Genomic DNA, 24,861 nt, shown 5'->3' with positions numbered 1-24,861 from the left:
TTCCCGACGGGACCCGGCGGGGTTGCCCGGTTGGACGTACGGCTTGGCACTGATCGGCGTCGTGTTGATCGTGCTACCTCCGTTGGCGCTGCTCTTCCGTTCGCCGTGGGGCACCTTCGTCGATCAGATCTCGTCGCCCTCGTCGCTCGACGCGCTGCGGTTGTCACTGATCACCGCCGCGTGCAGCACCGTCATCTGCCTGATGGTCGGGGTGCCGATGGCACTGGTGTTCGCGCGACACGACGGTCCGGTGATCCGGGTGCTCCGCGCGCTCGTGTTGTTGCCCCTGGTCTTACCGCCCGTGGTCGGTGGTCTTGCCCTGTTGTACACCTTCGGCCGGCTCGGGATCGTCGGTGAACATCTGCACGCGGCCGGCATCGACATCGCCTTCACGACAACGGCGGTGGTACTGGCCCAGAGTTTCGTCGCACTGCCCTTCCTCGTGATCAGCGTCGAGGGCGCGGTGCGCGTCGTCGGGACGCGATACGAGGAGGTCGCCGCGACCCTGGGTGCGGGGCCGACTCGGACGCTCTGGCGGGTCACGCTCCCGTTGGTCCTACCGTCTCTGTTCGCGGGTCTCGTGCTCGCGTTCGCGCGGGCGCTGGGCGAGTTCGGTGCGACGATCACGTTCGCCGGCAACGCGCCCGGGGTGACCCAGACCGCGCCCCTGGCGATCTATGTGTCGGCCATCGACGACCCACAGGCCGCGATCCCGTTGTCGCTCATCCTGGTTGTCGTATCCCTGATCGTGGTCGTCGGAGTGCACAGCCGCCGTTCGCGTGTCGGGGGTGGTTTGTGACCGGCGCGGATCTGGAGGTGTTCATCGACCTCGAGGTGCCCGCGTTGCGGGTCGAGCACCGGTTCGCCGCGGGCGCGACCACCGCGGTCGTCGGGCCCAACGGCGCCGGCAAGTCGACGATGCTGCGCGCGATCGCCGGACTGGTGCGCGGCGACGATCGGTCCCGGATAGTGCTCGGCGACAGGGTGTTTTGTGACGCGACGACCTTCATGCCGCCCAGTCGGCGCGGAATCGCATTACTGTCGCAGGACGCGCGGCTGTTCCCGCATCTGACGGTCGCCGACAACGTGGCGTTCGCGCCCTCGGCGCAGCGTCTCTCGAGGCCGGAGATCAGGGCACGAGTGGAACGCTGGCTGACGGCAACGGAGGTCACCGCCCTCGCCGACCGTAAACCGCACCAGCTCTCCGGCGGCCAGGCACAGCGGGTCGCGATCGCCCGGGCGCTCGCCGCACAGCCACGAATCCTGCTGCTGGATGAACCGTTTCGGGCCCTGGACGTCGACGTCGCGAGCCGATTGCGGGCGCTGCTGTGCGGCCTTCTCGCCGATCGGGACCGTACGACGATCATGGTCACCCACGATCCGGTGGACGCTCTCGGGCTGGCCGACGACATCATGGTCCTCGAGGATGGTCGCGTCGTCGAATCCGGTTCCGCGCGTGATGTTCTGACTCGACCGACCAGTCGGTTCGCGGCGTCGTTGTCCGGGCTCAACCTGTTCGTGGGGCGCCTGGAGGGAGGCGGCACCGTCGTCGACCTGTTCGGCAATCGTGTCGTCGGAAGCGTCGGGGACGACGGGCCGCCTCCGGATCGGGCCGCGGCGGCAACCTTTTCGCCGCGCGCGGTTGCGGTCTATCTCGAGGCGCCGCACGGTAGTCCGCGCACGACTGTCGCTGCCACCGTGCGAGACGTGGCGCCACGAGGAGACCACGCCGTCGTCACCGCCGAGGTGGGCGATCAGGTTGTCGCATCCGAGGTCACCTGGGCGGCGGTCGCCGACCTGGGACTCGTCGCGGGACTCGCCGTGTATCTGGTGGTGAAGGCGAGTGAGGTGCGGATCAGCGGCATCGGTCCCGGCTCGCCCTGACCGCCAGACTTCGATTCGACCGGCAGACTTCGATCGAGGTCTGCCGGTCGAGTTGAGGTCTGGGGGTTGGAGCTCGCCCCCCTCAACCGGCTATCGCGTGGCCGCAGAACAGGCCGGCGATGAATGCGATCCCCGACGGCAGGCAGATCGCAGTGTTGATGAGGTAGCTGGTCGTGTCCGACACCGACCGTGAGAAGCGTGCTGAGAACGCTTCCGCCGGCTCGTGACCTTCGGCGTGCCTATGCCGTCCGACATACTGACGACTCATCGATCGGACTGTCCGTCCATCAGGGTTCCGGGCGAGGGACGTTGGCTTCTGACGTCGTGATTCGATTCCATACTGCTCCCTGCGACTTGACGATGCGCGCCGCGTCATCGTCGCGCCGAACACGAACTCCGACATAGGGCTCGACCGCTGGACTGCGATCGAAGTCGAAGAGTCGGCGTGAGGTTCACCGGTAGCTCTCGGCGCCGTGGTCAGGACGTGCTGGTGAAGTAGGCCAGCACTAGCCCGAGCACGAAACACAGGATCGGGTAGGTGACGAACATCGAGAACCTCCCACTGAAGTAGGTTCTCAATTTCCGCCACTTGTTGTCGTCGTCCGCAGCCAACGGTCCTCCATCTCGGTGATTTCGCTATTCACCCGATCCCAATCGGCGATCGGGACGGTACCCGTGAAAAGGGACAGCATCGAGTGCCCGTCCGATCCGCGGTAGGCCAACTGTGATCGGCGAAGGCGCAATTCGCGGCCTTCGGCTCTGTAGCTTCCGTCGTCCACACATAGATAGCCGTCTCGGTGCGCACTGTGGTTCAGTACCGTAGCGTCTTGCAGTGCTGTGATGTCCAGGGTGGTGTCGAGTGTGCTCAATCGAAGTACGTCGACGGGGCCCAGGTCGAAGTACTGGACAACCACGTTCGAGACGAACTCTGGAACCGGACTTTCCGAACGGAGGAGTACTCGACTCGCGTCGGCCTCGTGTGCGGCGTCGGCATCCATGGCGTACCAGGCGGGTGCCGGCAGAAAATCCAGCGTCGGCGTCGAAGCGCGAAGCGTCGCCGTGCTGCCGAGATTCACGATCGCGTACTCGATTGCCGCGATCACGTGCTTGCTCGTGTCACGCGAGAGCTCCTCCGGCTAGGAGCCCGAGGGCGAATGCCAGGCCTGAGGGGAGGCAGACGAGCATGTTCTTGAGCTGATGGGTTGCATCGGATAGGTAGTAGGAACGGCCTTTCGGAAACGACTCTGCGTGATGGGCGCCTACGTGCTTGTTCCTTCTCGTGTTCATCAATCAAACCAACCTTTCACCGACTTGCCGATGTTCGCACCGACGCTGCTTCCGATAGCGGCACCGATTCCCGCCCCGATGGCCGTACCGACGGGGCCGGCAAAGGACCCGACGGCTGCTCCTGCAGCGAGTCCTCCTAACGCGCCGCCCCCCAAGGCGCCAGCGCCGCCAGCTATCGCATCACCGCCGTCTTGTTCACCCCGATCAAACTTGCTCCATTCGTCATAAGCGGTGACCGCAACCCCGGCCCAGAAGGAGCCGCGAGCCAAATTCTTGCCGGCGGAGTTCAATCGAGCAATATCGTCGGCACCCATCCCGGCCTGACCAACGGCACGACGGGGGCGGCTGTAAGCACGTTCAATGTCATTGCCTCGCCTTTGGAGCGCAGAAAATGCTCCAGTGACGGCCGCGCTCCTCGGGTCCATGCCCGCAAGTCCCAACGCGTTGAGGAAGTACTGGAGTCGTGATGGTTCCAGGTCGGAGGGTTCCCCGGCCTTCAGCTTTTCCAACTGCTCCGGGGTCAGGTTCATCGCGCGAAGGAATCGCCCACGCTGCTCGGGAGTTGCGGTGCCATTGCGCACAGCGGCGGCGTCGCTCGCGGCGAGAGTCGCGTCGACGATCCCGCGGTTGACCGCGTTCGCAGCGGGTGTCATGCCGCCGAGTTCACCGACTGCGGAATTGATCGCGTCTCGGGTCGCGGTGACCGCGTTATCGGCCGCGGTGCCGAGACCGATCAGCGCGGCGTGGTGTTCGTAGGCTCGTCCCGCGTCGTACTCGGCACCCTCGGGTGCGCGACCGGCGTCGAAGTTGACGGTGTACTCGCGGCTTCCGCGGTCGAGGACGTAGCCGTCGGAGTCGGCAAGGCTGGTTCGGGTCTCGAGAGCCTTCATCGCATCGCGAATGCCGACCTGCCCGTTCGTGAGTACGGAAGCCAGATCACCGAACTCATCGGCCACACCGCGAATCCACCGGGTGAGGCCCTCGGCGCGATCATCGGCAGGACCTCGAGCCATCCCGGTCCACTGAGCACGCGTCAGGTTGAGAACGGGTTCTCCGGCCTTTGGTGCCTCGACCTCCAGATGTGCCTGCAGTCGAGTGATCCCATTCGCGATCGACGTCATGACCTCGGGGTTCCAGGACATGACGTCGTCATAGCTGGGCGGCACGACCTATTGGACCGACAGCAGAACGCTGAGCGGGACCACGTGGTCGGTCTGCTGTCCTTGCCGTGCGGGATACGCCGTGGCGTCCTTGATCGTGCTCGCACTCGCCTGATCGGTCTCGACGGTGGTGTCTTTGGCACCGAGCACCAGTTCGGAGAACGAGGAAACCGTGCCGGACACATTGGCCAGCGCGGATGCGATCCGTTCGTCCGCACCCGCCGCCACCGCGGACATATCGCTCGAAGCCCCGCGGAACTGTCCGGCGAGCTGGCTGAAGGTCGCTGTCGTACCGTCCAGTCCGGCATTGGAGGTGAGCTCCAACGCCATCAGACGGGATGCGCATCTTGAGATCTCCGTCGCTGACGCCCCGACAGCCGCTGGATCGACGATCATGTCCGACAAAATTCCCCCTTTGACTTCGCGAACCACCATAAATGTTCGACGATGACGATAGCCGGGCAGGGCGCAAACAGCTCGCCACCGTCCACAGCCACGAGTCGCTGTGACCGGCGAACCTCAACTCAACCGATGGACTTCGATCGAAGTCCATCGGTCGAAATGAGGTTCGCCAGTGGGTCAGTCGCTCAGCGGACCGTTGCGGTGTGCTTCGAGGACACGGGCCTTGAGGTGTTTGTACCCCCGGACGCGCAGTGTCGGTATCGATTTGAGGTAGAAGCGGTCGTCACCGCCGAGCTGGTCGGCGATCGCGTCGTCGATGAGTGTGGTTCCGGGACGGGCGGATCCGGCGAGGCGTGAGGCGATGTTCACCGGCTCGCCGAAGACGTCTCCGAGCCGGGCGAGGACGGAGCCGCGCGCCATGCCGACACGCAACGGCGGAAGACTGTCGTCCGTGGAGAGCTGATGGATCTCGAGCGCGGCACTCGCGGCGGCGGGTGCGTCGTCGAAGGTGAACATCACCGCGTCGCCGAGCGTCTTGATGACGCGACCACCATGATCCACGACCACGTCGAAGGTGTCGTCCTCGAACGAACCGAGTAGGGACTCCAGGTCATTCAGATCGATACGCCGGGAAAGGCTTGTGTAACCAACGATGTCGGCGAAGCCGACGATCAGGTCGATCTCCTCGTCGTCGGAGTGATCGGTGTGACGCTCGATCGCCTGCGCCATGTGCCGACGCCAGATGAGTTGCTGGATCTGGCCGAGCGCGAGACTCATCTGGTCGAAGTCCCACGGCACCGCGGGGTCGTCGACGATGTCACGCAGCAGGTCGGCCTCCCACTCCGCGAGTCGGGACATCGTCTGTCCGATGGCCCGGGCCATCGCGATCTGGCTGGTCTCCGGCATCGCCGCCGAAGAGGATGCGAACATCCGGAGCGCGGCGAGGTCGCGATCGGAGAAAACCTTGTCCGAGGACGGTTGACGCACGAAACCGAATGCATTCCAAGCCTTCTCGGCGAAATCAGCGGACAGTCCGAGTTCGGCGACCAGTTCGTCGCGAGTGTAGCGGGGGCGGTCCCGCGCTTCCGAGGCGTCGTTCATCCGATCCGAGTCCCATCTCCGGCGTCGGCTCAGCATAGCGGGCAGGCCGGTCCGGCAGGGTCGGTCTGACGCGCGGAGAGCATCCGCATCGTCGCGTCCGATACCGTGCGGATCACGTCGTTGAGAGACAACGGGCCACCCGGGCGGTACCAGCGCCACACACTCCCCAGGACGCCCAGTACGAGACGCGCCTGGAGCATGGCGTCCCCGTCGACGAAATCGCCGGCGTCCATTCCACGCTTGATCAGGTGTGCCCAGTTGCTCTCGATCTCGGCGACCAGTTCGCGCGACCGGACGCGTTCGGCCTCTTCTCCGTCCGACCGGCGAGGAGTGCCCAGGATGACAATCTGGTTCTGGACTATTCGTCGCTGCAGCACGTCGACGGTTTCCCCGCGCAGCGATGACGCAACTGCTGAGCCGAAGGCTTCAACCGGGTCAGGAATACCGGCGGTCCCCGCTCGGAATCGCTCGATCGAATCGGCGAGCTGGATGCGCATGATGGTCAGAAGACAGTGTGCCTTCGACTCGAAATAGTGGTAGAGCGCGGTCTGTCCGATGCCGACCTCGTCGGCGATCGATGCCCACTTCGTGTGTTCGTAACCGACTGTGCCGAAGTGTTCTGTCGCGACGGTCAAAATCTGCGCGCGCTTGGATCCGGAACCGTCATCCACAGCTACCGACATCGTGCCCCCTCTCTCGTGCCGGACGTTACAACGTGGACAGCGTCGGGTTCATCTGAGCCGCGGCACGAATCAGCGCACTCCGCGTCGGCGCGGATCAGAGCGCGAGCACGCCCTTCATGAGGTACGCCATCCGCGCGGCGAACTGCGGACTCTCCGAGCCGCGTCGCATGCGCACGGCGTCGTTGACGATCGAGAGCGCCGCGTGCACGGCGACCGCGCCTTGATCGCGCTTGATCTCCGGATCGACTTGCATGAGCAGATCCACCCAGCGCGCCACATAACGTCGCTGCACGTCGACGAGATCGGTGGCGCTCGCTTGTCCGGCGAGCGCGGGGGAGTTGTTGAAGCTCACCGACAGATCCGGGGTGCTGGTGATCACGTCGACATACGAATCGACGAGCGAGGCAAGCAATTTCGCGGGGTCCGAGGTGGCGCCGTAGGCCGCCATCACCCCCGCCTCCAGGCGCGCGCCGCTGCGCTGTCCGATGGCGACGAGGATGGCCAGCTTCGACGGGAAATGTTTGTAGACACTGGGACCCGCGATGCCGACGGCGCCGCCGATCTCGTCGACGCCGACATCGGTGTAGCCGCGGTCGGCGAACAACTCGGCGGCGGCGTCGAGGATCTCGTCACGCCGCGAACCGGGCACAGAGGTGACCGTCGGCGACGTCGCGAACGGCGGTGCCGCAGCGGGGCTCAGGGCGAGAATCCGGCGGATGAGCTTCTCGATCTCGTCTCGTGCCCGCGCCCCGGACATGCGGGTGTGGTGCACGGTGAGGCTGCCGCTGACGCTCAATACCGCCCACGCCAACTGCACGGCCTCACGGTCGGTCAGATCCGTGCGCCGGGCGGCGAGCGCCGACGCCCAGTGGCCGATCACCTCGCGGGTGCGGACTGCCACCAGTTTGTTCTGTTCGGTGGTGAGGTAGTTGCTGGTCCATCGCCACAGCGATGCCGCTTGGGGACGCTGGACGGCCAGGTCGCAGACCGTCGAGATCAGCGAGTTCGCGTCGACGCCGTCGGCGAGCGCCCGGTCGGTGCAGGACTCGAGATCGTCGACGCCGGCCAGGACCGCCGCGGCCAGCAGCGACTGCTTGTCGTCGAAATGCCGGTACACCGACGGCGCGGTGACCCCCGCCGAGCGCGCGATGTCGGCCAGCGAGACCTGCGCATACCCACGCTGGAGGAAGAGCGCGGCCGCGGAGTCGACGAGCTGTCGTTTGCGGTCGGCGCCCCTGGTGCGGGTGGCGGGTTTGCGGTCAGGCATGGTGAACAGACCATAGCGCACATTCGACAGAACGCCAGACCTCTTGACCACCGGGTATAGCCAAACTAGTTATTCCGCGTTAGCCTCGGTGGGTAACCAACCAGTGGTTCGTGTGAAAGGAACACTTTCGTGCCTGATCAAGCATTCATCTACGAGGCGATCCGTACGCCTCGTGGCAAGCAGCGCGGCGGTTCGCTGCACAGCGTGAAGCCGGTCGACCTGGTCTCCGGTCTCATCAACGAGGTCCTGTCGCGTCACGGCGGCCTCGATCCGGCCGACGTCAACGACGTCATCCTCGGTGTCGTCTCCCCGGTCGGCGAGCAGGGCGCGGTCATCTCGCGCACCGCCGCCCTCAACAGCGGTCTCCCCGAGACCGTCCCGGGAACCCAGATCAACCGCTTCTGCGCCTCGGGTCTGGAGGCCGTCAACCTGGCGTCGGCCAAGGTCGCCTCCGGCTTCGACGACCTGGTTCTCGCCGGTGGCGTCGAGTCGATGTCGCGCGTCCCGATGGGCAGCGACGGCGGTGCGCTGTTCACCGACCCGGCCACCGCATACGACCACTACATCGTCCCGCAAGGCATCGGTGCCGACCTGATCGCCACCATCGAGGGCTTCTCGCGCGAGGATGTCGACGCCTACGCGGCCGAGTCGCAGGCTCGTGCCGAAAAGGCATGGAACAGCGGCTACTTCACCAAGTCCGTGGTTCCGGTCAAGGACATCAACGGCGTCACCGTCCTCGATCACGACGAGCACCGTCGTCCCGGCAGCACCGTCGAGAGCCTCGGCAAGCTGAAGGCCGCCTTCGCCGCCCTGGCCGACATGGCCGGCTTCGACGACGTGGCACTGCAGAAGTACCCGAGCGTCGAGAAGATCAACCACGTCCACACCGGCGGCAACAGCTCCGGCATCGTCGACGGTTCGGGCCTCGTGCTCGTCGGCAGCGAGGAGGCGGGCAAGCGCAACGGCCTGACCCCGCGCGCCCGCGTCGTGTCCTTCGCCGAGATCGGCAGCGAGCCCACCATCATGCTCACCGGCCCGACTCCGGCCACCGAGCTGGCTCTGAAGAAGGCCGGCCTGACGGTTGACGATATCGACGTGTTCGAGCTGAACGAGGCCTTCGCCTCGGTCGTCATGAAGTGGATGAAGGATCTGAAGATCCCGCACGAGAAGGTCAACGTGAACGGTGGCGCGATCGCCATGGGGCACCCGCTCGGTGCAACCGGCGCGATGATCTACGGCACCTGCCTCGACGAGCTCGAGCGCACCGGCGGCCGCTACGGCCTGATCACCCTCTGCATCGGTGGCGGCATGGGCGTCGCGACCGTCATCGAGCGTCTCTGACCCTTCGAGGCTCGCTTCGCTCGCTCCTCAGGGGGCGGCGGGGCGCGTCGCTTCGCTCGCTCCTCAGGGGGCAGCGATGACCACTTCACGAGAAAGAACTCTGCGAATCACCATGAGTGACAACATGATCAACTGGGAGAAGGACGCCGACGGCGTCGTCATCCTGACCATGGACGACCCCAACCAGGGCGCCAACACGATGAACGCGCTCTACCAGGAGTCGATGGCCGCGACCGTCGATCGCCTGGAGGCCGAGAAGGACGACATCACCGGTGTCGTCCTCACCTCCGCGAAGAAGACCTTCTTCGCCGGCGGCGACCTCAAGGACATGACGAGCGATCGCAGCGGTGTCTCCAAGGAGGAGATCGCCACGCAGATCACCGAGACCACCAACGCCATGAAGAAGGTGCTGCGTCGTCTCGAGACCCTGGGCAAGCCGGTCGTCGCGGCCATCAACGGTGCCGCGCTCGGCGGCGGCCTGGAGATCGCGCTGCACACCCACTACCGCATCGCCGCGGACGTCAAGGGTGTTCAGATCGGTCTGCCCGAGGCCACCCTCGGCCTGCTGCCCGGCGGCGGCGGCGTCGTCCGTACCGTCCGTCTGCTCGGTATCCAGAACGCCCTGATGGGCGTCCTGCTCCAGGGCCAGCGTTTCAACCCGACCAAGGCCAAGGAGACCGGTCTGGTCAACGAGGTCGTCGGGTCCATCGAAGAACTGGTCCCCGCCGCCAAGGCCTGGATCAAGGAGAATCCCGAGGCCCAGCAGCCGTTCGACGTCAAGGGCTACAAGATCCCGGGCGGTGCTCCCACCAACCCGGCGTTCGCCGCGAACCTCCCGGCTCTTCCGGCCCTGCTGCGCAAGCAGATCAAGGGCGCCAACATGCCGGCGCCGCGCGCCATCCTGGCCGCTGCCGTCGAAGGCGCCTACGTCGATGTCGACACCGCCGACATCATCGAGACCCGCTACTTCGTCTCGCTGGTCACCGGCCAGGTCGCGCAGAACATGATCAAGGCGTTCTTCTTCGACCTGCAGCACATCAACGGCGGCGGCTCGCGCCCCGAGGGCTATGACAAGTTCACCGCCAAGAAGGTCGGCGTCATCGGCGCCGGAATGATGGGCGCGGCAATCGCTTACGTGTCGGCGAAGGCCGGCATCGAGGTCGTCCTCAAGGACATCGACCTCGACGCTGCCAAGCGCGGCAAGGGGTACTCGGAGAAGCTCGAGGAGAAGGCTCTCGCCAAGGGCAAGACCACCCAGGAGAAGAGCGACGCACTCCTCGCCCGCATCCACCCGACCGTCGATCCCCAGGACTTCAAGGGCGTCGACCTCGTCATCGAGGCCGCCTTCGAGTCGGTCGAGGTCAAGCGCAAGGTGTTCCAGGAGATCGAGGACATCGTCGAGCCCGACGCCGTCCTGGGTTCCAACACCTCGACCCTGCCGATCACCATCCTCGCCGAGAGCGTGAAGCGGTCCGAGGACTTCATCGGTATCCACTTCTTCTCGCCGGTCGACAAGATGCCGCTGGTCGAGATCATCAAGGGTGAGAAGACCTCGGATGCCGTGCTGGCCAAGGTCATCGACTACACCCTACAGATCCGCAAGACCCCGATCGTCGTCAACGACAGCCGTGGCTTCTTCACCAGCCGCGTCATCGGCACCTTCATCAACGAGGCCATCGCGGCCGTCGGTGAGGGCGTCGAACCGGCGTTCATCGAGCATGCGGGCACCCAGGCCGGTTACCCGGCCGCGCCGCTCCAGCTCATGGACGAGCTGACCCTGACCCTGCCGCAGAAGATCCGCAAGGAGACCGAGGCGGCGCTCAAGGCAGAGGGCAAGGAAGTTCCGCAGCACGGCTCGAACGCCGTCGTCGACTGGATGGTCGAGAACGGCCGTACCGCCAAGAAGGACGGCAAGGGCTTCTACGACTACGACGAGAACGGCAAGCGCACCCAGCTCTGGCCGGGTCTGCGTGAGCAGTTCAAGTCGGGTACCACGGAGATCCCGCTCGAGGACATGAAGGAGCGCATGCTCTTTGCCGAAGCCCTCGAGACCGTCAAGTGCTTCGACGAGGGTGTGCTCACCTCCGTCGAGGACGCCAACATCGGTTCGATCTTCGGCATCGGCTTCCCGGCCTGGACCGGTGGTGTCATCCAGTACATCAACGGCTACGAGGGTGGCGTGCCCGGTTTCGTCGCGCGTGCCAAGGAACTTGCCGGCAAGTACGGCAAGCACTTCGAGCCGCCGGCCTCGCTCGTCGAGAAGGCTGACCAGGGTGTCACCAAGCTGACCAACGAGAACCTCACTGCGAATTGACGATCTCGCTGGGTGACCAGCAGACAACAAGGGCCCCGGCCGGATTCGTTCCGGCCGGGGCTTTGCTGTGCCAGAACCGTTCCCGCGTCGCCATTTCCATGCCGATGATCTGATCTGATCAGCGGGACGGAAACGGGACCGCGGGAAGGCTCAGTCCTCGGTCGCCACCTCGGCGCCGCCGACGCTGAGGACGACGCGGGCGCCGTAGGGCACCGCCTCGACGAGGCGCAGCTGGGCCAGTGCCGGGTGGGCATCGAGCAACCGGCCCGCGTTGGCCAGCGCGCGCAGCGCGGCGGTCTCCGCGCGTGCCGCCTCGAGCTTGGCCTGACCGCGGGTCTTCGCCGTGATCACCTCGAGGGCCGCGGTGCGGACCTCGGCCGGGACGATGACGTCGCGAATGACGACCTCGAGAACCTCCAGACCGACGGTGCCGGCTACCTCGGCAGCCGCGGCGCGGATCGGCGTGACGTCGACGGCCTCGCCGCGACGGACGAGGTCGTCCGAACCCACGCCGGCGCAGACCTCGCGCAGCGCGACCTGCGCGGCCAGGTAGACCGCGCCGATCGGGTCGGCAGACCGCTCGACGAAGGCCACCGCGTCGATCACGCAGGCGCGCAACGTCATCGAGACACGGACCGACATGGAGTCGGCGGTGAGTACCTCCTGCGGCGCGACGGGGATCAGTCGCTCGCGCAGGTCGACGTCGAACGTGGCGTCAGGCTTGCGCACACGGTGGCGGCCGGCGGGCAGTGCCTGGACGGCGGTACCCCGGTAGGCCAGCACGGTGTGACCCGGCGAGACGGTGATTCGGTTGTGGAACAGCATGACGATCCTCCTTCCGTTGCGTCGCAATGCTTGTCGGGTCGGGCATGGGTTCGGATGGCGACACCGCTCGTGGGTGGGCGAGCCGGTGGGGTGCGCCGCGGAGTCGAGGACGACTCGGACGACGACCACAGGACCGGCCGGCCCGTGCTCCCGGGAGCGGTGCCGTGTCAGGACTCGAACCTGTTCGGGATGTATCCCTTGCCATCTGAAGGCGGACGAGGATTCCGACGCGCAGAAACACTTCGCGGTACCCCGCTCCGGTCTGCTGGTCTCGTGCCGAACGGGAACTATGCCAGCGTCGTACACTGGGGCGCAACGGAATAACGGCGAGTGGCGGGGGTGACCCTTCGTGACGCGCCCTCCGCAAGCTCCGGGCGCTCCTCAGGGAGCGGGGGGTGGGCGGATTCGATCGGTCGCTGCCACAGCGGGATCGGTTGGTCCTCAGTATCCGCGGCCTGGTGGCCGTCGTGGACTGCGGAAGAACTCGTTGTGGTCGGAGCGAGCCCAACTATCGCTCCCTGAGGAGGCCGGAGCTTGCGGAGGCCGTCACGAAGGGTCCCGGTGAGATGCGGCGCCAAACCCTTCGAGGCTCGTCGCTGGCGCTCCTCGCACCTCAGGGCGCAGAGGGAGGACATCGCTTGCACCCCAACAGACCAGCGGTTGTGTCGTTCTTTCGGATCAGGGAGCAGGATAAGTCGGTCATTCTTTCGGGCCGGGGGCGGGGATGGAACCGTAGGGGGTCGTCGCACGTCCAAGTGCGCGTGATCCCGATACCCACTGATCGTTCCGGCCTCATCCTGCGCGAGCACGCGGTGCGCGCCGGACTCTCCGACGCCGACCTCGACGAGGCGGTGACCCGCGACCACCTGGTGTGTCTGGGTCCCGGTGTGTTCGCGCTCGCGGTGGGGTACCTGTTGTGGTCGCGGGGGGCTTGACCGGGAGAACCTCTCCCACATCGATGTCACCGGGCGAGGAAGGCCCCCACCGTCGCCTCGAACGCAGCCTTGGCCTCGATCATCACCCAGTGCCCGCACCTCGGGAAGATGTGCAACTCGGCGTCGGGGATCAGGCGCATCGGGACCAGTGCCATGTCAGGTGGGCTGACACGGTCGTCGCGGCCCCAGGTCAGCAGCGTCGGGCAGGCGACTTTGTGCATCGACGCCCAGTACGGCGGGTTGTCGGACGCGGCCATGAACTGCTGCTGCATCTCGAATGCCGCCGAGCCGTACATCATCTGCGCCGTCTTCTGCGCGTCGGGATTGATGGCGGCCTCCCAGCGCTCGGCGATCAGTTCCTCGGTGACCAGGGCGCGGTCGAAGACCATCGAGGTGAGCCAGCGGACGAGCTTGTCCTTGTCCGGGGCGTCGGTGAACTCCTGCAGGAGTCGGAGGCCCTCACTGGGGCTGGGGCTGAACACATTCGGGCCGACGCCGCCGATGGTCACGAGCTTCTCGACGCGCTCGGGCTTCTTGATCGCCAGGTTGACGCCGACGACGCCGCCCATCGAGTTGCCGATCATCGCGGCCTTGTCGATGCCTAGCGCGTCCATGAACCGGATGACCGAACCGCCGGCGGTCAGCACCGGGTGGCCTTCGACGGCGTCGCTGACGCCGAAGCCGGGGAACTCGAGAACGAAACAATGGTGCGTCTGTGCGAAGTGACCGAGGTTCCCGCGGTAGTTGCGCCAGCCGGTCACGCCGGGGCCCGACCCGTGCAAGAGGATCAACGGCGGCGCGTCGGCGTCACCGGCCTCGTGATAGCGCAGCGTGCCCTGGTCGGTCGTCAGTTCCCGTTTGGTCGCATCGAAGGTGACATCCACGTCGACCAGACTAGAACGTGTTCTAATCCGTTGTCACCGGGTGGGCGTGATCCGGCCGATCCGCTGCGGTCAGATGTCCGACCCCGATGATGTCGTGCAGGATGCGGTGCACGATCGCGTCGCCGACCACCTCGTAGTGGACCATCCGGCCGGCCTTCTCCGAACGGACCCACCCCTGGTCGCGCAGTTTGCGGATCGACTGCGACGCGGCGTTCTCGGTGATGCCGATGCGGGTGGCGAGCTCGGCCACGGTCGACCCCGGGTGGGCATGCATCTCCGCGACGAGCCGGAGCCGGTTCGGGTCGCTGAGCAGCATGAACCGTGCAGCCCAGGAGTCCGCGTCAAACGAGTTCGGGTCGAAGTCGGTCACCGGCTCTCCTCGTCCTCTCGGTGTTGCTGCAGGTATACCGCCCATCGTTCACCGCCGCCCCCGGTGGCGGCAAATGTGTGTCTGGGGGAACATATGTCCGTGCACACAGATGTAGGGGGAGCGTCGTCGGTCGTTCGCGGAGTCGCCACGGCCGGAGCTGCTGTGCTGCTCGCGACTGTCGCACTCGCCGGCTGCTCGGCGTCGGATCAGCCCACGGTGGCCGATCAGATCGTGCTCGGGGAGGGCCAGGCGCTCGGCGACTTCAACCCGATGCTGGGCTACGCGCAGCTCGGTGTCTCACCCGTCTACGATGGCTTGCTCGTCCCGGCCGCGGACGGCGATGACCGTGTTCCCGACCTCGTCCCGGCCCTGGCCGAGTCCCGGCCCGAGCGCGTCGCGCCGCGGACGTGGCGGGTGCCGCTCAAGAGTGGCATCTCGTTCTCCGACGGCACCGATTTCGACGCCGCCGACGTCGTCGCGACGTACCGGGCGGTCGTCGATTCGCGGGTGGCGTCGTCGATCTCCACCGACTTCGCGCCGATCGTCGCGGTCGAGGCCGACGGGCCGCGGGCGGTGACGGTCCGGATGAACACCGACGCCGATCCGTCGCCCTACCTCCTGGTGGGCGTCGTACCGTCGGAACGGGTGGAGGACGCGCCGGCCGCGGAGTGGGCGCTGAACACCGAACCGGTGGGCACTGGGGCCTACCGGCTGGAATCGCTCGAACCCGACCAGTCCGTTTTCGTTGCGCGTGAGGATCATTGGGGCAATCGGCCCGCGGTGCAGCGCCTCGTCTACACCCACGTGCCCGACGACAACACCCGCGCACAGCGGATCGCGGCCGGCGAGATCGACGGCGCGAATCTGCCGCCGAGACTCGCCGAAGGCCTCGAGGGCCGTGACGGCATCGACGTGATCTCGGTGAAATCCGCTGACTGGCGCGGCATCTCGCTGCCGAGCGCGAACCCCTTCACCGCCGATCCGGCGGCGCGCCTCGCCATGAACCTGGGGGTCGACCGGCAGGCAGTCGTCGACGATGTGCTCACCGGTGACGGCGAACCCGCGAGCACCCCGGTCGCTCCGGTATACGGGGCGAGCGTCTACGACGAGGGCGCGCAGTTCGAGTTCGACGCCGACGGTGCGAGGGCGGCACTCGACGCGGCGGGGTGGCGGACGGGCGCCGACGGCGTACGTGTCCGCGGCGCCGATCGCGCATCGTTCCCGCTTCTCTACAACGCGCAGGACACCCTTCGCCGCGACCTCGCGGTCGCGTTCGCGGCGGCGATGAAACCGATCGGCGTCGAGGTGCTCACCCGCGGTACCAGCTGGGACGACATCGACTCCGAATTGTCGACGGCAGCAGTGGTTCTGGGTGGGGGAGCGACGCCCTACAGCATCGACTCGCAGATCTACGACACGCTGCACACCCGGTTTCCGGACTCGTCGCCGTACTCCAACCCCGGTGACCTCACCGCCCCCGGGCTGGACGCGCTGCTCGACGAGGCCCGCGCGAGCGCGCCCGGGCCGGACAACGACCTGCGCTACCAACGCATCCAGCAGGTCTATGTGGCCCAGCCGTCCTACGTCTTCCTGGCCTTTCTCCACCACACCTATGCCGTCCGCGGCGAGGGCTGGCGGCACGACGCACCGATTCTGGAGCCCCATTCGCACGGGGTGACCTGGGGTCCGTGGTGGAACATCCCGTCCTGGCAGCCGGTTTCGTGACAGCGCTCACCTCGTCGGTAGGGTCTGCACGCGACGTCGACGCGGACGATCGCTCCCGGCTCGAACGGCCTCGGCGTGAGCGATCGCGAGGACGCGACTCGCGGGCGCGCCGCGGCGGCCGGCTCCTGCTCCGGCGCGTCCTACTGATGATCCCCACGACGATCCTGGTGTCGCTGGGGATCTTCGCCGTCGCCGCGGCGTCGCCCTTCGATCCGCTCACCGCTCATCTCGGTGACGACTACCAGTCGGCGACCCCCGCCCAGCGGGAGGCTATCGCGGCCGCCTACGACCTGGACCAGCACTGGCTGAGCGCCTGGTGGAACTGGTGGGTCGCGCTCTTCCATGGCGACCTGGGCTGGTCGTCGACCCAGGGCCAGGCGGTGGGAGATGTGATCGCGCAACGACTTCCGTTCACCCTCGGGATGTCGGCGGCCGCGCTGGTCTCCGCCGCGCTGATCGCCGTCGTCGGCGGTGCCGTCATCGGCATGCGGCGGGGAGGGCTGTCGGATCGGGCGTGTACGGCGCTGGCGGCCATGCTGGCCGCGACCCCACCGTTCGTGGTGTCGCTCGTGCTGGTCAGCACCTTCGCGGTCGCGCTCGGCTGGTTCCCGACCTCCGGCGCCCGACGCCCCGGCGACGACTACTCGCTCGACGGGCTGGTCACCCATGCCGTGTTGCCGTACCTGGCCCTGACGGTGTCGATGGTTCCGTGGTTGCTCCTGACCATGCGCACGGCCGTCGTCGAGGCCACCGGTTCGGACGCGGTGCGGGCCGCCCGTGCCCGTGGCGTGAACGGGTGGACGCTGCTGCGAGGACACGTGGTTCCGGTGTCGGTGCTGCCGACACTCGCACTCCTCGGGACCCGGCTGCCCGAACTCATCGCCGGCGCGGCCATCGTCGAGACCGTGTTCGGATGGCCGGGTCTCGCCGAAGCCCTGGTCGATTCGGCCGTCGCCCTGGACTTCTCGTTGCTCGCTGCACTCGCCGTCGGTTCGGCCGTGCTCGTCCTCCTCGGGTCGGCGCTGTCCGACGCGGCGGCGGTGGCGATCGATCCGCGGATCGGACTGACCGCGTGACGGCGATCGGTGGCGCGACGACGACGCAGCTGACCGACCGTCGGTTGACGGTCGGTCACCGCGTGGCCCTCGTCGCGCCGTGGGTGGTGCTGGCAGTTCTGGTCGTGACGGCGGTCGGGTGGCCCGTGGTCGCAGGCGACCAGACCGCCGATTTCGCTCGATCACTGATGTCCCCGGGTTCCGGGGCGGTGCTGGGGACCGATCATTCCGGGTACGACCTCGGTGTCAGAACCGCCGAGGGACTGCGGATCTCACTGCTGATCGCCGCGGCGTGCGCGGTCCTGGCAACGGCCCTGGGCGTCATTGTCGGGCTGACCGCGGTGACGGTCGGCGGGTGGTTCGACGCCGTGATCATGCGCGTCGTCGACGGCGTCAATGCCCTACCCCACCTGGTCGTCGGAGTCGTCATCGCTGCGATGTGGCGAGGCGAGCCGGTCGCGATCATCGCGTCGATAGCCCTGACCCACTGGCCCGCCGTGGCGCGGGTGGTGCGCGTCGAACTACTGGAGGCGATGTCGTCGGGGTGGGTGGAATCGGCCCGGCTGGCCGGCGCATCCCGCACGTTCATCGCGGTGCGTCACCTGGCGCCCGCGGTGAGCGGCCAGGTACTGGTGGCGATGACCGTGCTGCTGCCCCATGCGGTCTGGCACGAGACGACACTGTCGTTCCTGGGCGTCGGGCTCTCCCCGGATGCCGCGAGTCTGGGCACGCTCCTCGGTCAGGCGCGCGGTGACATCCTCACCGGTGCGTGGTGGACGCTGGTGGTGCCGGGCGTCGCCCTGATGGTCACTGCTCTTGCGTGCGCGGCCGCGGCGTCGTCGCTGCGCCGAGCCACGTTGCCGCCGGCCGGTGAGGTGTGGCGATGAGTGCTGGACTCGACGGGGTGACGGTGGACATCGTGACCCGAAGCGGATGGAACCGGTCGGCGGTCCGGGTCCTCGACGACGTCACGTTGCCGTTGCCCGCGGGGACGCTGACAGCTCTCGTGGGCCAATCCGGCTGCGGTAAGTCGATGGTCGCGGCAGTGCTGTCCGGTCTGCTCCCGCCGGGCGCTGCGGTGACCGGACGGCTGCGGGTGGGCGGCCAGGAGTTCACCGACCACCAACTGCTCGGTGACGACCGACGGTGGCGCGAGGTCCGCGGGCGTCGCGTCGGCTTCGTGCCCCAATCGGTGGCCACCTCCTTCACCCCGGTGCGCAGCGTCGGAGCCCAGCTCGACGAGGTGATCGGCATCCTGGACGGTACGCATGACGCCGTCGAGTTGTGCCGGCGCGTGCAACTCGACCCCGATGCGCTCGGGTTGTATCCCCACGAGCTGTCCGGTGGCATGGCACAGCGCGCCGCGATCGCCGCGGCCCTGGCCGGCGACCCGGACACGATCGTCGCCGACGAGCCCACCTCCGCACTCGACGCCGAACTCGCCGCCGACATCTGGGAACTCCTCGCCGACACCGCACGGCGCGGCGCCGCGGTCCTCGTGATCACGCATGACGTCGAGACGATGCGCCGCGGGTGCGATTCGGTGGCCGTCATGCGGGCGGGGCGGGTCGTCGACCACAGCCGTCTCGATCAGATCGCCGACTCCGACGACGCCTATGTCGCCGGGTTCTTCGAGAGGGTGCCGTGACCACGGGAGACCTCCTCGTCGGGACGGGACTCACGGCGCGCTTCGGGGACGCGGTGGTGTTCGACGCGCTCGACGTCGGCGTGGCGGCCGGGTCGGTGACCGGCGTGGTGGGGCGATCGGGGAGTGGCAAGACGACGCTGCTGCGCATCCTCGCCGGGCTGAGCGCACCGGCCGAGGGATCGGTCGAGTGGTGCGGCGACCGGCGGCGTCCCGGGGATGTCGGCCTGCTCGCCCAGCATCCGCGGTTGGTGACCAACCCGCGGTGGACGCTGCGCCGGATCGTCGCCGAACCCGCGACGATCGCGCGACGCGACTGTGACGTCGACCGTGCCGCGAGGCGCGTCGGACTCGACCCCGCGCTGCTCGACCGCTACCCCGCACAGGTCAGTGACGGACAACTGCAGCGCGCGTGCCTCGCGCGGGTCGTGGTGCAGGAGCCGCGGGTCGTGCTGTGCGACGAACCGACCGCGATGCTCGATCCGGTCGCGTCCCGCGCCGTGGCCTCGCTGCTCGACGACCTCGTCGCCGCCGGGGCCGGTCTGCTGCTGGTGAGCCACGACCGGCGGCTGGTGGAGTCGCGCAGCCGGGATGTCGTCGACCTCGATCGGCGCTGATCACATCTGCAGGCGGATGGCGTCGTCCTCGCCGAACTGGTCCTCGAGGACCTCGGGGGAGTAGTCGAGGTCGATCTCGGCGACCGGGCGCCCCCGGGCGGACTCGATGGCGGAGAGCCGGCGCTGGGCGCGGTCGGCGGCATAGGCGAGGAACTCGTCGTTGTCGAGGCCGAAGGGTTGGACCTCGAACTGCTGGTTGACCCACTCGATCATGCCCAGGGCGAGCGGCAGCAGCTCGTTCATGCGTTCGCCGACGGCGTCCCAGAGCGAGTCATCGGCCGCCACGTGCCGGCGGCACGTGAAGGTTCCCCACGCCATGTGCCGGCGCTCGTCGTCGCCGATGAACCGGATCAGCTTCTGCATCCCGGGGAAGATCCCGTGCTGGGTACAGACCTTCTGCCACGCGTGGTAGCCGGTGAGTGCCAGGCTGCCCTCGATCACGTGGTTGTAGGTGACGCTGGCGCGGATCTGGTTCCGTGGCGACGGGTCGTGGTCGAGGATGTGCAGGGACGCCGGCAGCTCCTCGTAGAACAGCTGGTGGTAGTAGGGATTCGCGCTGACGAAGTTCTGGAGGTCGCCGGTGAGGCCGACGGCGTCCATCCATCGCCGGAACACCTGGGTGTGCTTGGCCTCCTCGAAGCAGAACTGCGACAGGTACATCTCGTCGCCGAAGCGGCCCTCGGTCGCCATCGCCTTCATGAACGGTTGGATGTCCTGGGTGACCGCCTCCTCGCCGGCGATGAACTGACTCACCAGATAGGTGGCGCTCCGGCGCTGCTCGTCAGTGAGCTCGGCCCAGTCCTGAGCGTCCTGCGCGAAGTCGATGGCGACCGGGTCCCAGAACCGGGCATTGCCTTTCACGAAGAGCCGCAACGGAAACGAGTCCCAGTTGAGACCGCCTTGTCGCAATGACGAGAAGTCCTGCCGGCCCTCCGCTTTGTGTTCGATGAGAGTCATGAGATCACCAGCCAGACACTTCGGAAGTGGAATACCCCGACGCTAACCCGTTCCTCGATCCGCAGACATGAGATCGGCCAACTCTGTTGTCGTCGAGGTACTTTGCGGTGTGGTGCCGACCGGCCGGCGCCGTCGTCGCTTCGGACCCGTGGTCGTCGACCGTGCGGCCTCGTTCGTCGACTGTGCGCCTTTGCCGTCGACTGTGCAGCGGTTCCCGGCCGCCGGGACAGCGGTCGCCGCGCCACGGAATCCTCGGCTGGAACGTCACCCCCAATCCTGTGCCATGGATTGCGTGAAACGCCTGCGAAGGTGTCATCGGTGGACCACCATGTGATCTACGTCGCATAAGCAGACGGCGATATCTGACGCCCCGATTCGGGGTAGCACGAGCGAGGAGCACGAATGAAGACCAAAGGTGCAGTTCTGCGCAATCCGGGCGAAGAGTGGAAGATCGAGGAGTTCGAGCTCGGTGATCCGGTCGCGGGCGAAGTCCAGGTCAAACTCGTCAGCTCGGGTCTGTGCCACTCGGATCACCACCTGCGGACCGGCGACAGCCCGGCACCCATGCCGGTGCTCGGCGGTCACGAGGGGGCCGGCATCGTCACCAAGGTGGGCCCGGGTGTCACCCGCCTCAAGGAGGGTGACCACGTCGTCACCGCCTTCATCCCCGCGTGCGGCACGTGCGAGCCGTGCTCACGCGGTCAGCAGAACATCTGCGACGAGGGCGCGCGCCTTCTGACCGGCCTGTCCATCGCCGACGACACGAACCGCGCGTACACCCACGACGGGGTGCCCCTGGTGCAGATGTGCATGCTCGGCACCTTCGCCCCGTACATCACGGTCAATCAGGCGTCGCTGGTCAAGATCGAGGACGACATCCCCCTCCAGACGGCTGCGCTGCTCGGTTGCGGTGTGGCGACCGGCTGGGGTTCGGCCGTCGAGATCGGCGGCACGCATGCCGGTGACACCGTGGTGGTCGTGGGCATCGGTGGTGTCGGTATCAACTCGGTGCAGGGTGCCGCGGCGGCCGGTGCGCGCAACGTCATCGCCGTCGATCCGGTGCCGTTCAAGTTGCAGATGGCCGAAAAGCTGGGTGCGACACACACGTTCCCGTCGATGGAGGCGGCGCTCGAGGCGATCGGTGACATCACCTGGGGCAAGATGGCCAACACGACCATCCTCACGGTGGGTGAGATCGACGGGTCGATGATCGCCCCGGCACTTGCTCTCACCGGCAAGGCGGGACAGGTCGTCGTCGTGGGCATGGGCAACTTCGCCTCGATGGACGCTCAGATGAACCTCTTCGATCTCACCCTCATGCAGAAGCGCGTGCAGGGCGCCATCTTCGGCGGTGCGAGCCCCCGCACGCAGGTCCCGGCGCTCCTGAACGAGTACCGGGCCGGCAAGCTCAACCTCGACGACCTGGTGACCAACACCTACCGACTCGACCAGATCAACGAGGCCTACGACGACATGCTGGCGGGTAACAACATCCGCGGCATGATCGTCTACGGCGACGACGACTACTGAGCCTGACCGATCAGCGACGCCAGGTCACCGTCCGGTGGCCTGGCGTCGCTGGTTCACCAGCAGGTTGAGGAAGCGCACGCCCAGACCGAGGAGCAGCAGGGTGCTCGCCATCTGGATCGACACCGCGACGCGCGCACCCTGCGAATCAGGCGCGATGTCGCCGAAACCCGTCGTGGTGAACACGGTGAGGCAGAAGTACAGGGCGTCGATCCGGGTGAGCGACGCGTTGAAACTGCCGGGATCGTATTCGGAGAACAGGAAGTACGTCGTCGCGAACGCGACGATGTAGAACCCGGCCAGCGCCACCAGCATCTCCATCGCGGTCGCGACGGGCCGGTCGGAGCCGGCGAACTTGCGGACCTCCCAGACACAGAACGCGATCAGCAGCGCGGCCCCGACTACGAGGCCGAGATAGTTCAGGTCGCTCTCTTTGTCGATGGGCAGCAGGAAGTATCCGGCGAGCAGGACGACGGCGGCTCCGATCGGTCGCAGCAGGGCGACCGTGAGTTCGCGTCCCCGGACCAGACCCAGTGATGCGGCCGTACCCGGCGGACCCTCGTCGCGCGGACCGGGTCCGCCGGGCACGTCGTTCACCAGATCCGCACGCGTTCGGCGGGGTCCAGGTACAGCGAGTCCCCGGGCTTGACGTCGAAGGCCTCGTAGAACGCGTCCATGTTGCGGACGACGCCGTTGCACCGGAACTCCGGCGGCGAATGCGGGTCGATCGAGAGGCGTCGGATGGCTTCGGCATCCCGGGTCTTGGTCCGCCAGATCTGCGCCCAGCTGTAGAACACGCGCTGTGTTCCGGTCAGGCCGTCGATGATCGGCGGCTCGCCCGCTTCGTTCGCGATCTGGTACGCGACGAGTCCGATCGACAACCCGCCGAGGTCACCGATGTTCTCACCGATGGTGAAGTCGCCGTTGACCTTGTGCTCGGGATCGAGTCCGGTCGGGGTGAACTCACCGTATTGGTCGATGAGTTTGCGTGTCCGCGCGGAGAACTCGGTCCGGTCGGTGTCGGTCCACCAGTCGACGAGGTTGCCGTCGCCGTCGTACTTCGCGCCCTGATCGTCGAATCCGTGCCCGATCTCGTGACCGATGACCGCGCCGATGCCGCCGTAGTTGACCGCGTCGTCGGCGTCGGGGTCGAAGAACGGCGGCTGCAGGATCGCGGCCGGGAACACGATCTCGTTCATGCCGGGGTTGTAGTAGGCGTTGACCGTCTGCGGCGTCATGAACCATTCGTCGTGGTCGACCGGTGAGCCTATCTTGGCGAACTCGCGGTCCTGCTCGAACGACGCGGACCGGGCGACGTTCCCGATGAGGTCGCCGCGGTCGACGCTCAACGAGCTGTAGTCGCGCCACTTGGCCGGGTAGCCGATCTTGGGGGTGAACTTGCCGAGCTTGACCAACGCCTTCTCCCGAGTCTCGGGAGTCATCCACGGTAGCTCGGAGATGTTGCGGCGGTAGGCCTCGACCAGGTTGGCGATCAGCTCGTCCATCCGTGCCTTGGCCTCGGGCGGGAAGTGCTTGGCCACATAGAGTTTGCCGACCGCGAATCCCATCGCGGCCTCGACGAACCCGACGCCCCGCTTCCACCGGTCGCGGTTGGCCTCCGCGCCGGTCAGGATGCGGCCGTAGAAGTCGAAGTTCTCGTCGACGAACGGTGCGGACAGGTACGACGCGGCCGAATGCACGAGACGCCAGGTCAGCCAGGTCTTCCACTCGTCGAGGGGGCGATCCGTGAGGAGGCCGGCGACGCCCGACAGGAACGACGGCTGCGCGACTACGACCTCGGCGAAGGTCGCGTCACCGCTGGTGCCGAGTCCGCCGAACCACTCCGAAAACGGGAAACCGTCTGCGGTGGTGCTCAACTCGTCGAGCGACATGAGGTTGTAGGTGAGCTCGGCATCGCGGCGTCGGACCACGTCCCAGTGCTGAGCCGCGATGGCGGTCTCGAGGTCGAGGACCGTCGCGGCCCGGGCGGCGGCGTCGTCGAATCCGGCGAGCGCGAACATGCGCTCGACGTGCGCGACGTACGCCGTCCTGGTGTCGGCGTGCTTGTCCTCCCGGTAGTAGGACTCGTCGGGAAGTCCGAGACCGGACTGCGTCAGGTGCACGAGGTATCGGTCGGACTGCTTCGCATCCGTGTCCACGTAGTAGCCGAACAGACCGCCGGTGCCATGGCGCTGCAGCCGTCCGACCCGCCGGGCCAGCGCCTCGAGTGAGTTGATGGCCGCGATCTTCTCCAGTTCGCCGGTGATCGGGCCGATCCCGAGGGCCTCGATGTGGTCGATGTCCATGAACGACGCGTACAGGTCGCCGATCTTCTGCTCGTCGGAACCGCTCTCCGGGTTCGACGAGGCGCAGTCGGTGATGATGTCGCGCACGTTCTCCTCGGAGTTGTCGCGCAGCACGTGGAAGGCGCCGTCGACGGAACGGTCGTCGGGGATGACGTGCGACTCGAGCCACTTGCCGTTGACGTGAGCGAACAGGTCGTCCTGGACGCGGACGGAATCGTCGACCCACTCGAGGTCGAGTCCGGAGCTGAGGTCGGTATTCGATGCAGTCACGCGCTCCATCCTGTCACCGGATCGTCTATTCGTCAGCCGCCTCCGCCGTGGGCGAAATCGGAGAGTCCCTGGTCGTTGCCGGGCGAGAGCTTCGTGACGGCCTGGAGCGTCTCACCCCGCCCCCTGAGGTGCGAGCTTGCGAGCGTCGCCCCCGCTCCCTGAGGAGCGAGCTTGCGAGCGTCTCACTCCGCCCCCTGAGCCTGGATATTTCACTGATGTTGCTGGTGTTCGGCGTGTGATACGCGAAAGTGCCTGTCTGCCTTGTGATTATTGATTCACCACAAACAAATAGTCACAAGAAGAAAG

The 24,861-nt window shown here is 66.9% G+C and carries 24 protein-coding genes; 11 read left to right on the top strand and 13 right to left on the bottom strand.

The window, feature by feature from the left end; translation table 11 throughout:
- Window positions 1-22: 22 nt before the first annotated feature.
- On the top strand, window positions 23-799 hold the full coding sequence (locus QAD21_RS22130) for an ABC transporter permease (protein ID WP_068971420.1): 777 nt from the start codon (window positions 23-25) through the stop codon (window positions 797-799).
- Window positions 796-1,884, top strand: coding sequence for an ATP-binding cassette domain-containing protein (locus QAD21_RS22125; RefSeq protein ID WP_068971421.1), 1,089 nt, complete (start codon window positions 796-798; stop codon window positions 1,882-1,884). Before QAD21_RS22130 ends, QAD21_RS22125 begins: the two co-directional genes overlap by 4 nt.
- 82 nt (window positions 1,885-1,966) lie before the next feature.
- Here QAD21_RS22125 and QAD21_RS22120 read toward each other — a convergent pair whose 3' ends face one another.
- From QAD21_RS22120 to QAD21_RS22090, 7 genes are all read right to left on the bottom strand, one after another.
- A complete protein-coding gene (locus QAD21_RS22120; protein WP_139115536.1) occupies window positions 1,967-2,152 on the bottom strand; it encodes a hypothetical protein in 186 nt (61 codons plus the stop codon).
- A gap of 307 nt (window positions 2,153-2,459) precedes the next feature.
- The gene (locus tag QAD21_RS22115; protein WP_068971422.1) at window positions 2,460-2,987 is read right to left on the bottom strand and encodes an acetyltransferase; all 528 of its coding nucleotides are present in this window, start codon (window positions 2,985-2,987) and stop codon (window positions 2,460-2,462) included.
- Window positions 2,988-3,170: 183 nt separating this feature from the next.
- A complete protein-coding gene (locus QAD21_RS22110; RefSeq protein WP_223258952.1) occupies window positions 3,171-4,313 on the bottom strand; it encodes a hypothetical protein in 1,143 nt (380 codons plus the stop codon).
- 27 nt (window positions 4,314-4,340) lie between these two features.
- Window positions 4,341-4,766, bottom strand: a complete 426-nt coding sequence (locus QAD21_RS22105; protein ID WP_189340106.1) for a hypothetical protein — start codon at window positions 4,764-4,766, stop codon at window positions 4,341-4,343.
- A 144-nt stretch (window positions 4,767-4,910) separates the two neighbouring features.
- Window positions 4,911-5,834 carry an adenylate/guanylate cyclase domain-containing protein gene (locus QAD21_RS22100; RefSeq protein WP_068971386.1) on the bottom strand — a complete coding sequence of 308 codons (924 nt, stop codon included), beginning with the start codon at window positions 5,832-5,834 and terminating at the stop codon, window positions 4,911-4,913.
- A 29-nt stretch (window positions 5,835-5,863) separates the two neighbouring features.
- Window positions 5,864-6,517, bottom strand: a complete 654-nt coding sequence (locus QAD21_RS22095; protein WP_280360264.1) for a TetR/AcrR family transcriptional regulator — start codon at window positions 6,515-6,517, stop codon at window positions 5,864-5,866.
- A 94-nt stretch (window positions 6,518-6,611) separates the two neighbouring features.
- Window positions 6,612-7,784: a TetR/AcrR family transcriptional regulator gene (locus QAD21_RS22090; RefSeq protein WP_058252320.1), complete on the bottom strand. Its 1,173-nt coding sequence runs from the start codon at window positions 7,782-7,784 to the stop codon at window positions 6,612-6,614.
- A gap of 129 nt (window positions 7,785-7,913) precedes the next feature.
- On the opposite strand from QAD21_RS22090, the gene QAD21_RS22085 reads away from it, so the two are divergent.
- Together QAD21_RS22085 and QAD21_RS22080 are read left to right on the top strand one after the other, a co-directional pair.
- A complete protein-coding gene (locus tag QAD21_RS22085; protein WP_058252264.1) occupies window positions 7,914-9,125 on the top strand; it encodes an acetyl-CoA C-acetyltransferase in 1,212 nt (403 codons plus the stop codon).
- A gap of 112 nt (window positions 9,126-9,237) precedes the next feature.
- Window positions 9,238-11,439: a 3-hydroxyacyl-CoA dehydrogenase NAD-binding domain-containing protein gene (locus QAD21_RS22080; RefSeq protein ID WP_205333654.1), complete on the top strand. Its 2,202-nt coding sequence runs from the start codon at window positions 9,238-9,240 to the stop codon at window positions 11,437-11,439.
- A 150-nt stretch (window positions 11,440-11,589) separates the two neighbouring features.
- Here QAD21_RS22080 and QAD21_RS22075 read toward each other — a convergent pair whose 3' ends face one another.
- On the bottom strand, window positions 11,590-12,264 hold the full coding sequence (locus QAD21_RS22075; RefSeq protein ID WP_205333653.1) for a slipin family protein: 675 nt from the start codon (window positions 12,262-12,264) through the stop codon (window positions 11,590-11,592).
- Between the two features lie 761 nt (window positions 12,265-13,025).
- Between QAD21_RS22075 and QAD21_RS22070 the strand changes: the two genes are divergently transcribed.
- Complete coding sequence (locus QAD21_RS22070; protein ID WP_240198779.1) at window positions 13,026-13,199, top strand: hypothetical protein; 174 nt, start codon at window positions 13,026-13,028, stop codon at window positions 13,197-13,199.
- A gap of 26 nt (window positions 13,200-13,225) precedes the next feature.
- On the opposite strand, the gene QAD21_RS22065 is transcribed toward QAD21_RS22070, so the two are convergent.
- Complete coding sequence (locus tag QAD21_RS22065) at window positions 13,226-14,083, bottom strand: alpha/beta fold hydrolase (protein ID WP_068971390.1); 858 nt, start codon at window positions 14,081-14,083, stop codon at window positions 13,226-13,228.
- Between the two features lie 22 nt (window positions 14,084-14,105).
- Window positions 14,106-14,399: a helix-turn-helix domain-containing protein gene (locus tag QAD21_RS22060; protein WP_068971395.1), complete on the bottom strand. Its 294-nt coding sequence runs from the start codon at window positions 14,397-14,399 to the stop codon at window positions 14,106-14,108.
- A gap of 216 nt (window positions 14,400-14,615) precedes the next feature.
- Here QAD21_RS22060 and QAD21_RS22055 point away from each other — a divergent pair, with 216 nt between their 5' ends.
- The 5 genes from QAD21_RS22055 to QAD21_RS22035 are packed head-to-tail and all read left to right on the top strand — an operon-like array spanning window position 14,616 to window position 19,495.
- Window positions 14,616-16,178, top strand: a complete 1,563-nt coding sequence (locus tag QAD21_RS22055; protein ID WP_280360263.1) for an ABC transporter substrate-binding protein — start codon at window positions 14,616-14,618, stop codon at window positions 16,176-16,178.
- Window positions 16,160-17,254, top strand: coding sequence for an ABC transporter permease (locus tag QAD21_RS22050; protein ID WP_280361839.1), 1,095 nt, complete (start codon window positions 16,160-16,162; stop codon window positions 17,252-17,254). The genes QAD21_RS22055 and QAD21_RS22050 overlap by 19 nt, the downstream gene beginning before the upstream one ends.
- Window positions 17,255-17,283: 29 nt before the next feature.
- On the top strand, window positions 17,284-18,120 hold the full coding sequence (locus QAD21_RS22045) for an ABC transporter permease (protein WP_280361838.1): 837 nt from the start codon (window positions 17,284-17,286) through the stop codon (window positions 18,118-18,120).
- The gene (locus QAD21_RS22040; RefSeq protein ID WP_205333650.1) at window positions 18,117-18,881 is read left to right on the top strand and encodes an ATP-binding cassette domain-containing protein; all 765 of its coding nucleotides are present in this window, start codon (window positions 18,117-18,119) and stop codon (window positions 18,879-18,881) included. Before QAD21_RS22045 ends, QAD21_RS22040 begins: the two co-directional genes overlap by 4 nt.
- Window positions 18,878-19,495 (top strand): ATP-binding cassette domain-containing protein, encoded by a 618-nt coding sequence (locus QAD21_RS22035; RefSeq protein WP_065630318.1) that lies wholly within the window; start codon window positions 18,878-18,880, stop codon window positions 19,493-19,495. The genes QAD21_RS22040 and QAD21_RS22035 overlap by 4 nt, the downstream gene beginning before the upstream one ends.
- On the opposite strand, the gene QAD21_RS22030 is transcribed toward QAD21_RS22035, so the two are convergent.
- On the bottom strand, window positions 19,496-20,452 hold the full coding sequence (locus QAD21_RS22030) for a R2-like ligand-binding oxidase (RefSeq protein ID WP_065630319.1): 957 nt from the start codon (window positions 20,450-20,452) through the stop codon (window positions 19,496-19,498). It abuts the gene before it with no gap.
- Between the two features lie 402 nt (window positions 20,453-20,854).
- Here QAD21_RS22030 and QAD21_RS22025 point away from each other — a divergent pair, with 402 nt between their 5' ends.
- Window positions 20,855-21,982: an NDMA-dependent alcohol dehydrogenase gene (locus QAD21_RS22025; protein WP_065630320.1), complete on the top strand. Its 1,128-nt coding sequence runs from the start codon at window positions 20,855-20,857 to the stop codon at window positions 21,980-21,982.
- Window positions 21,983-22,006: 24 nt separating this feature from the next.
- Here the strand turns inward: QAD21_RS22025 and QAD21_RS22020 are convergent, their stop codons facing one another.
- Window positions 22,007-22,576, bottom strand: a complete 570-nt coding sequence (locus QAD21_RS22020; protein WP_205333648.1) for a potassium channel family protein — start codon at window positions 22,574-22,576, stop codon at window positions 22,007-22,009.
- Window positions 22,573-24,564, bottom strand: a complete 1,992-nt coding sequence (locus tag QAD21_RS22015) for a M13 family metallopeptidase (protein WP_280360262.1) — start codon at window positions 24,562-24,564, stop codon at window positions 22,573-22,575. Before QAD21_RS22015 ends, QAD21_RS22020 begins: the two co-directional genes overlap by 4 nt.
- Between the last annotated feature and the right edge of the window lie 297 nt (window positions 24,565-24,861).

It is taken from the genome of Gordonia sp. SMJS1 (assembly GCF_029866425.1).
GTDB lineage: Bacteria > Actinomycetota > Actinomycetes > Mycobacteriales > Mycobacteriaceae > Gordonia > Gordonia hongkongensis.
Note: the sequence above shows the minus strand (reverse complement) of the source record. Positions and strands in the feature narration are given on the sequence as shown.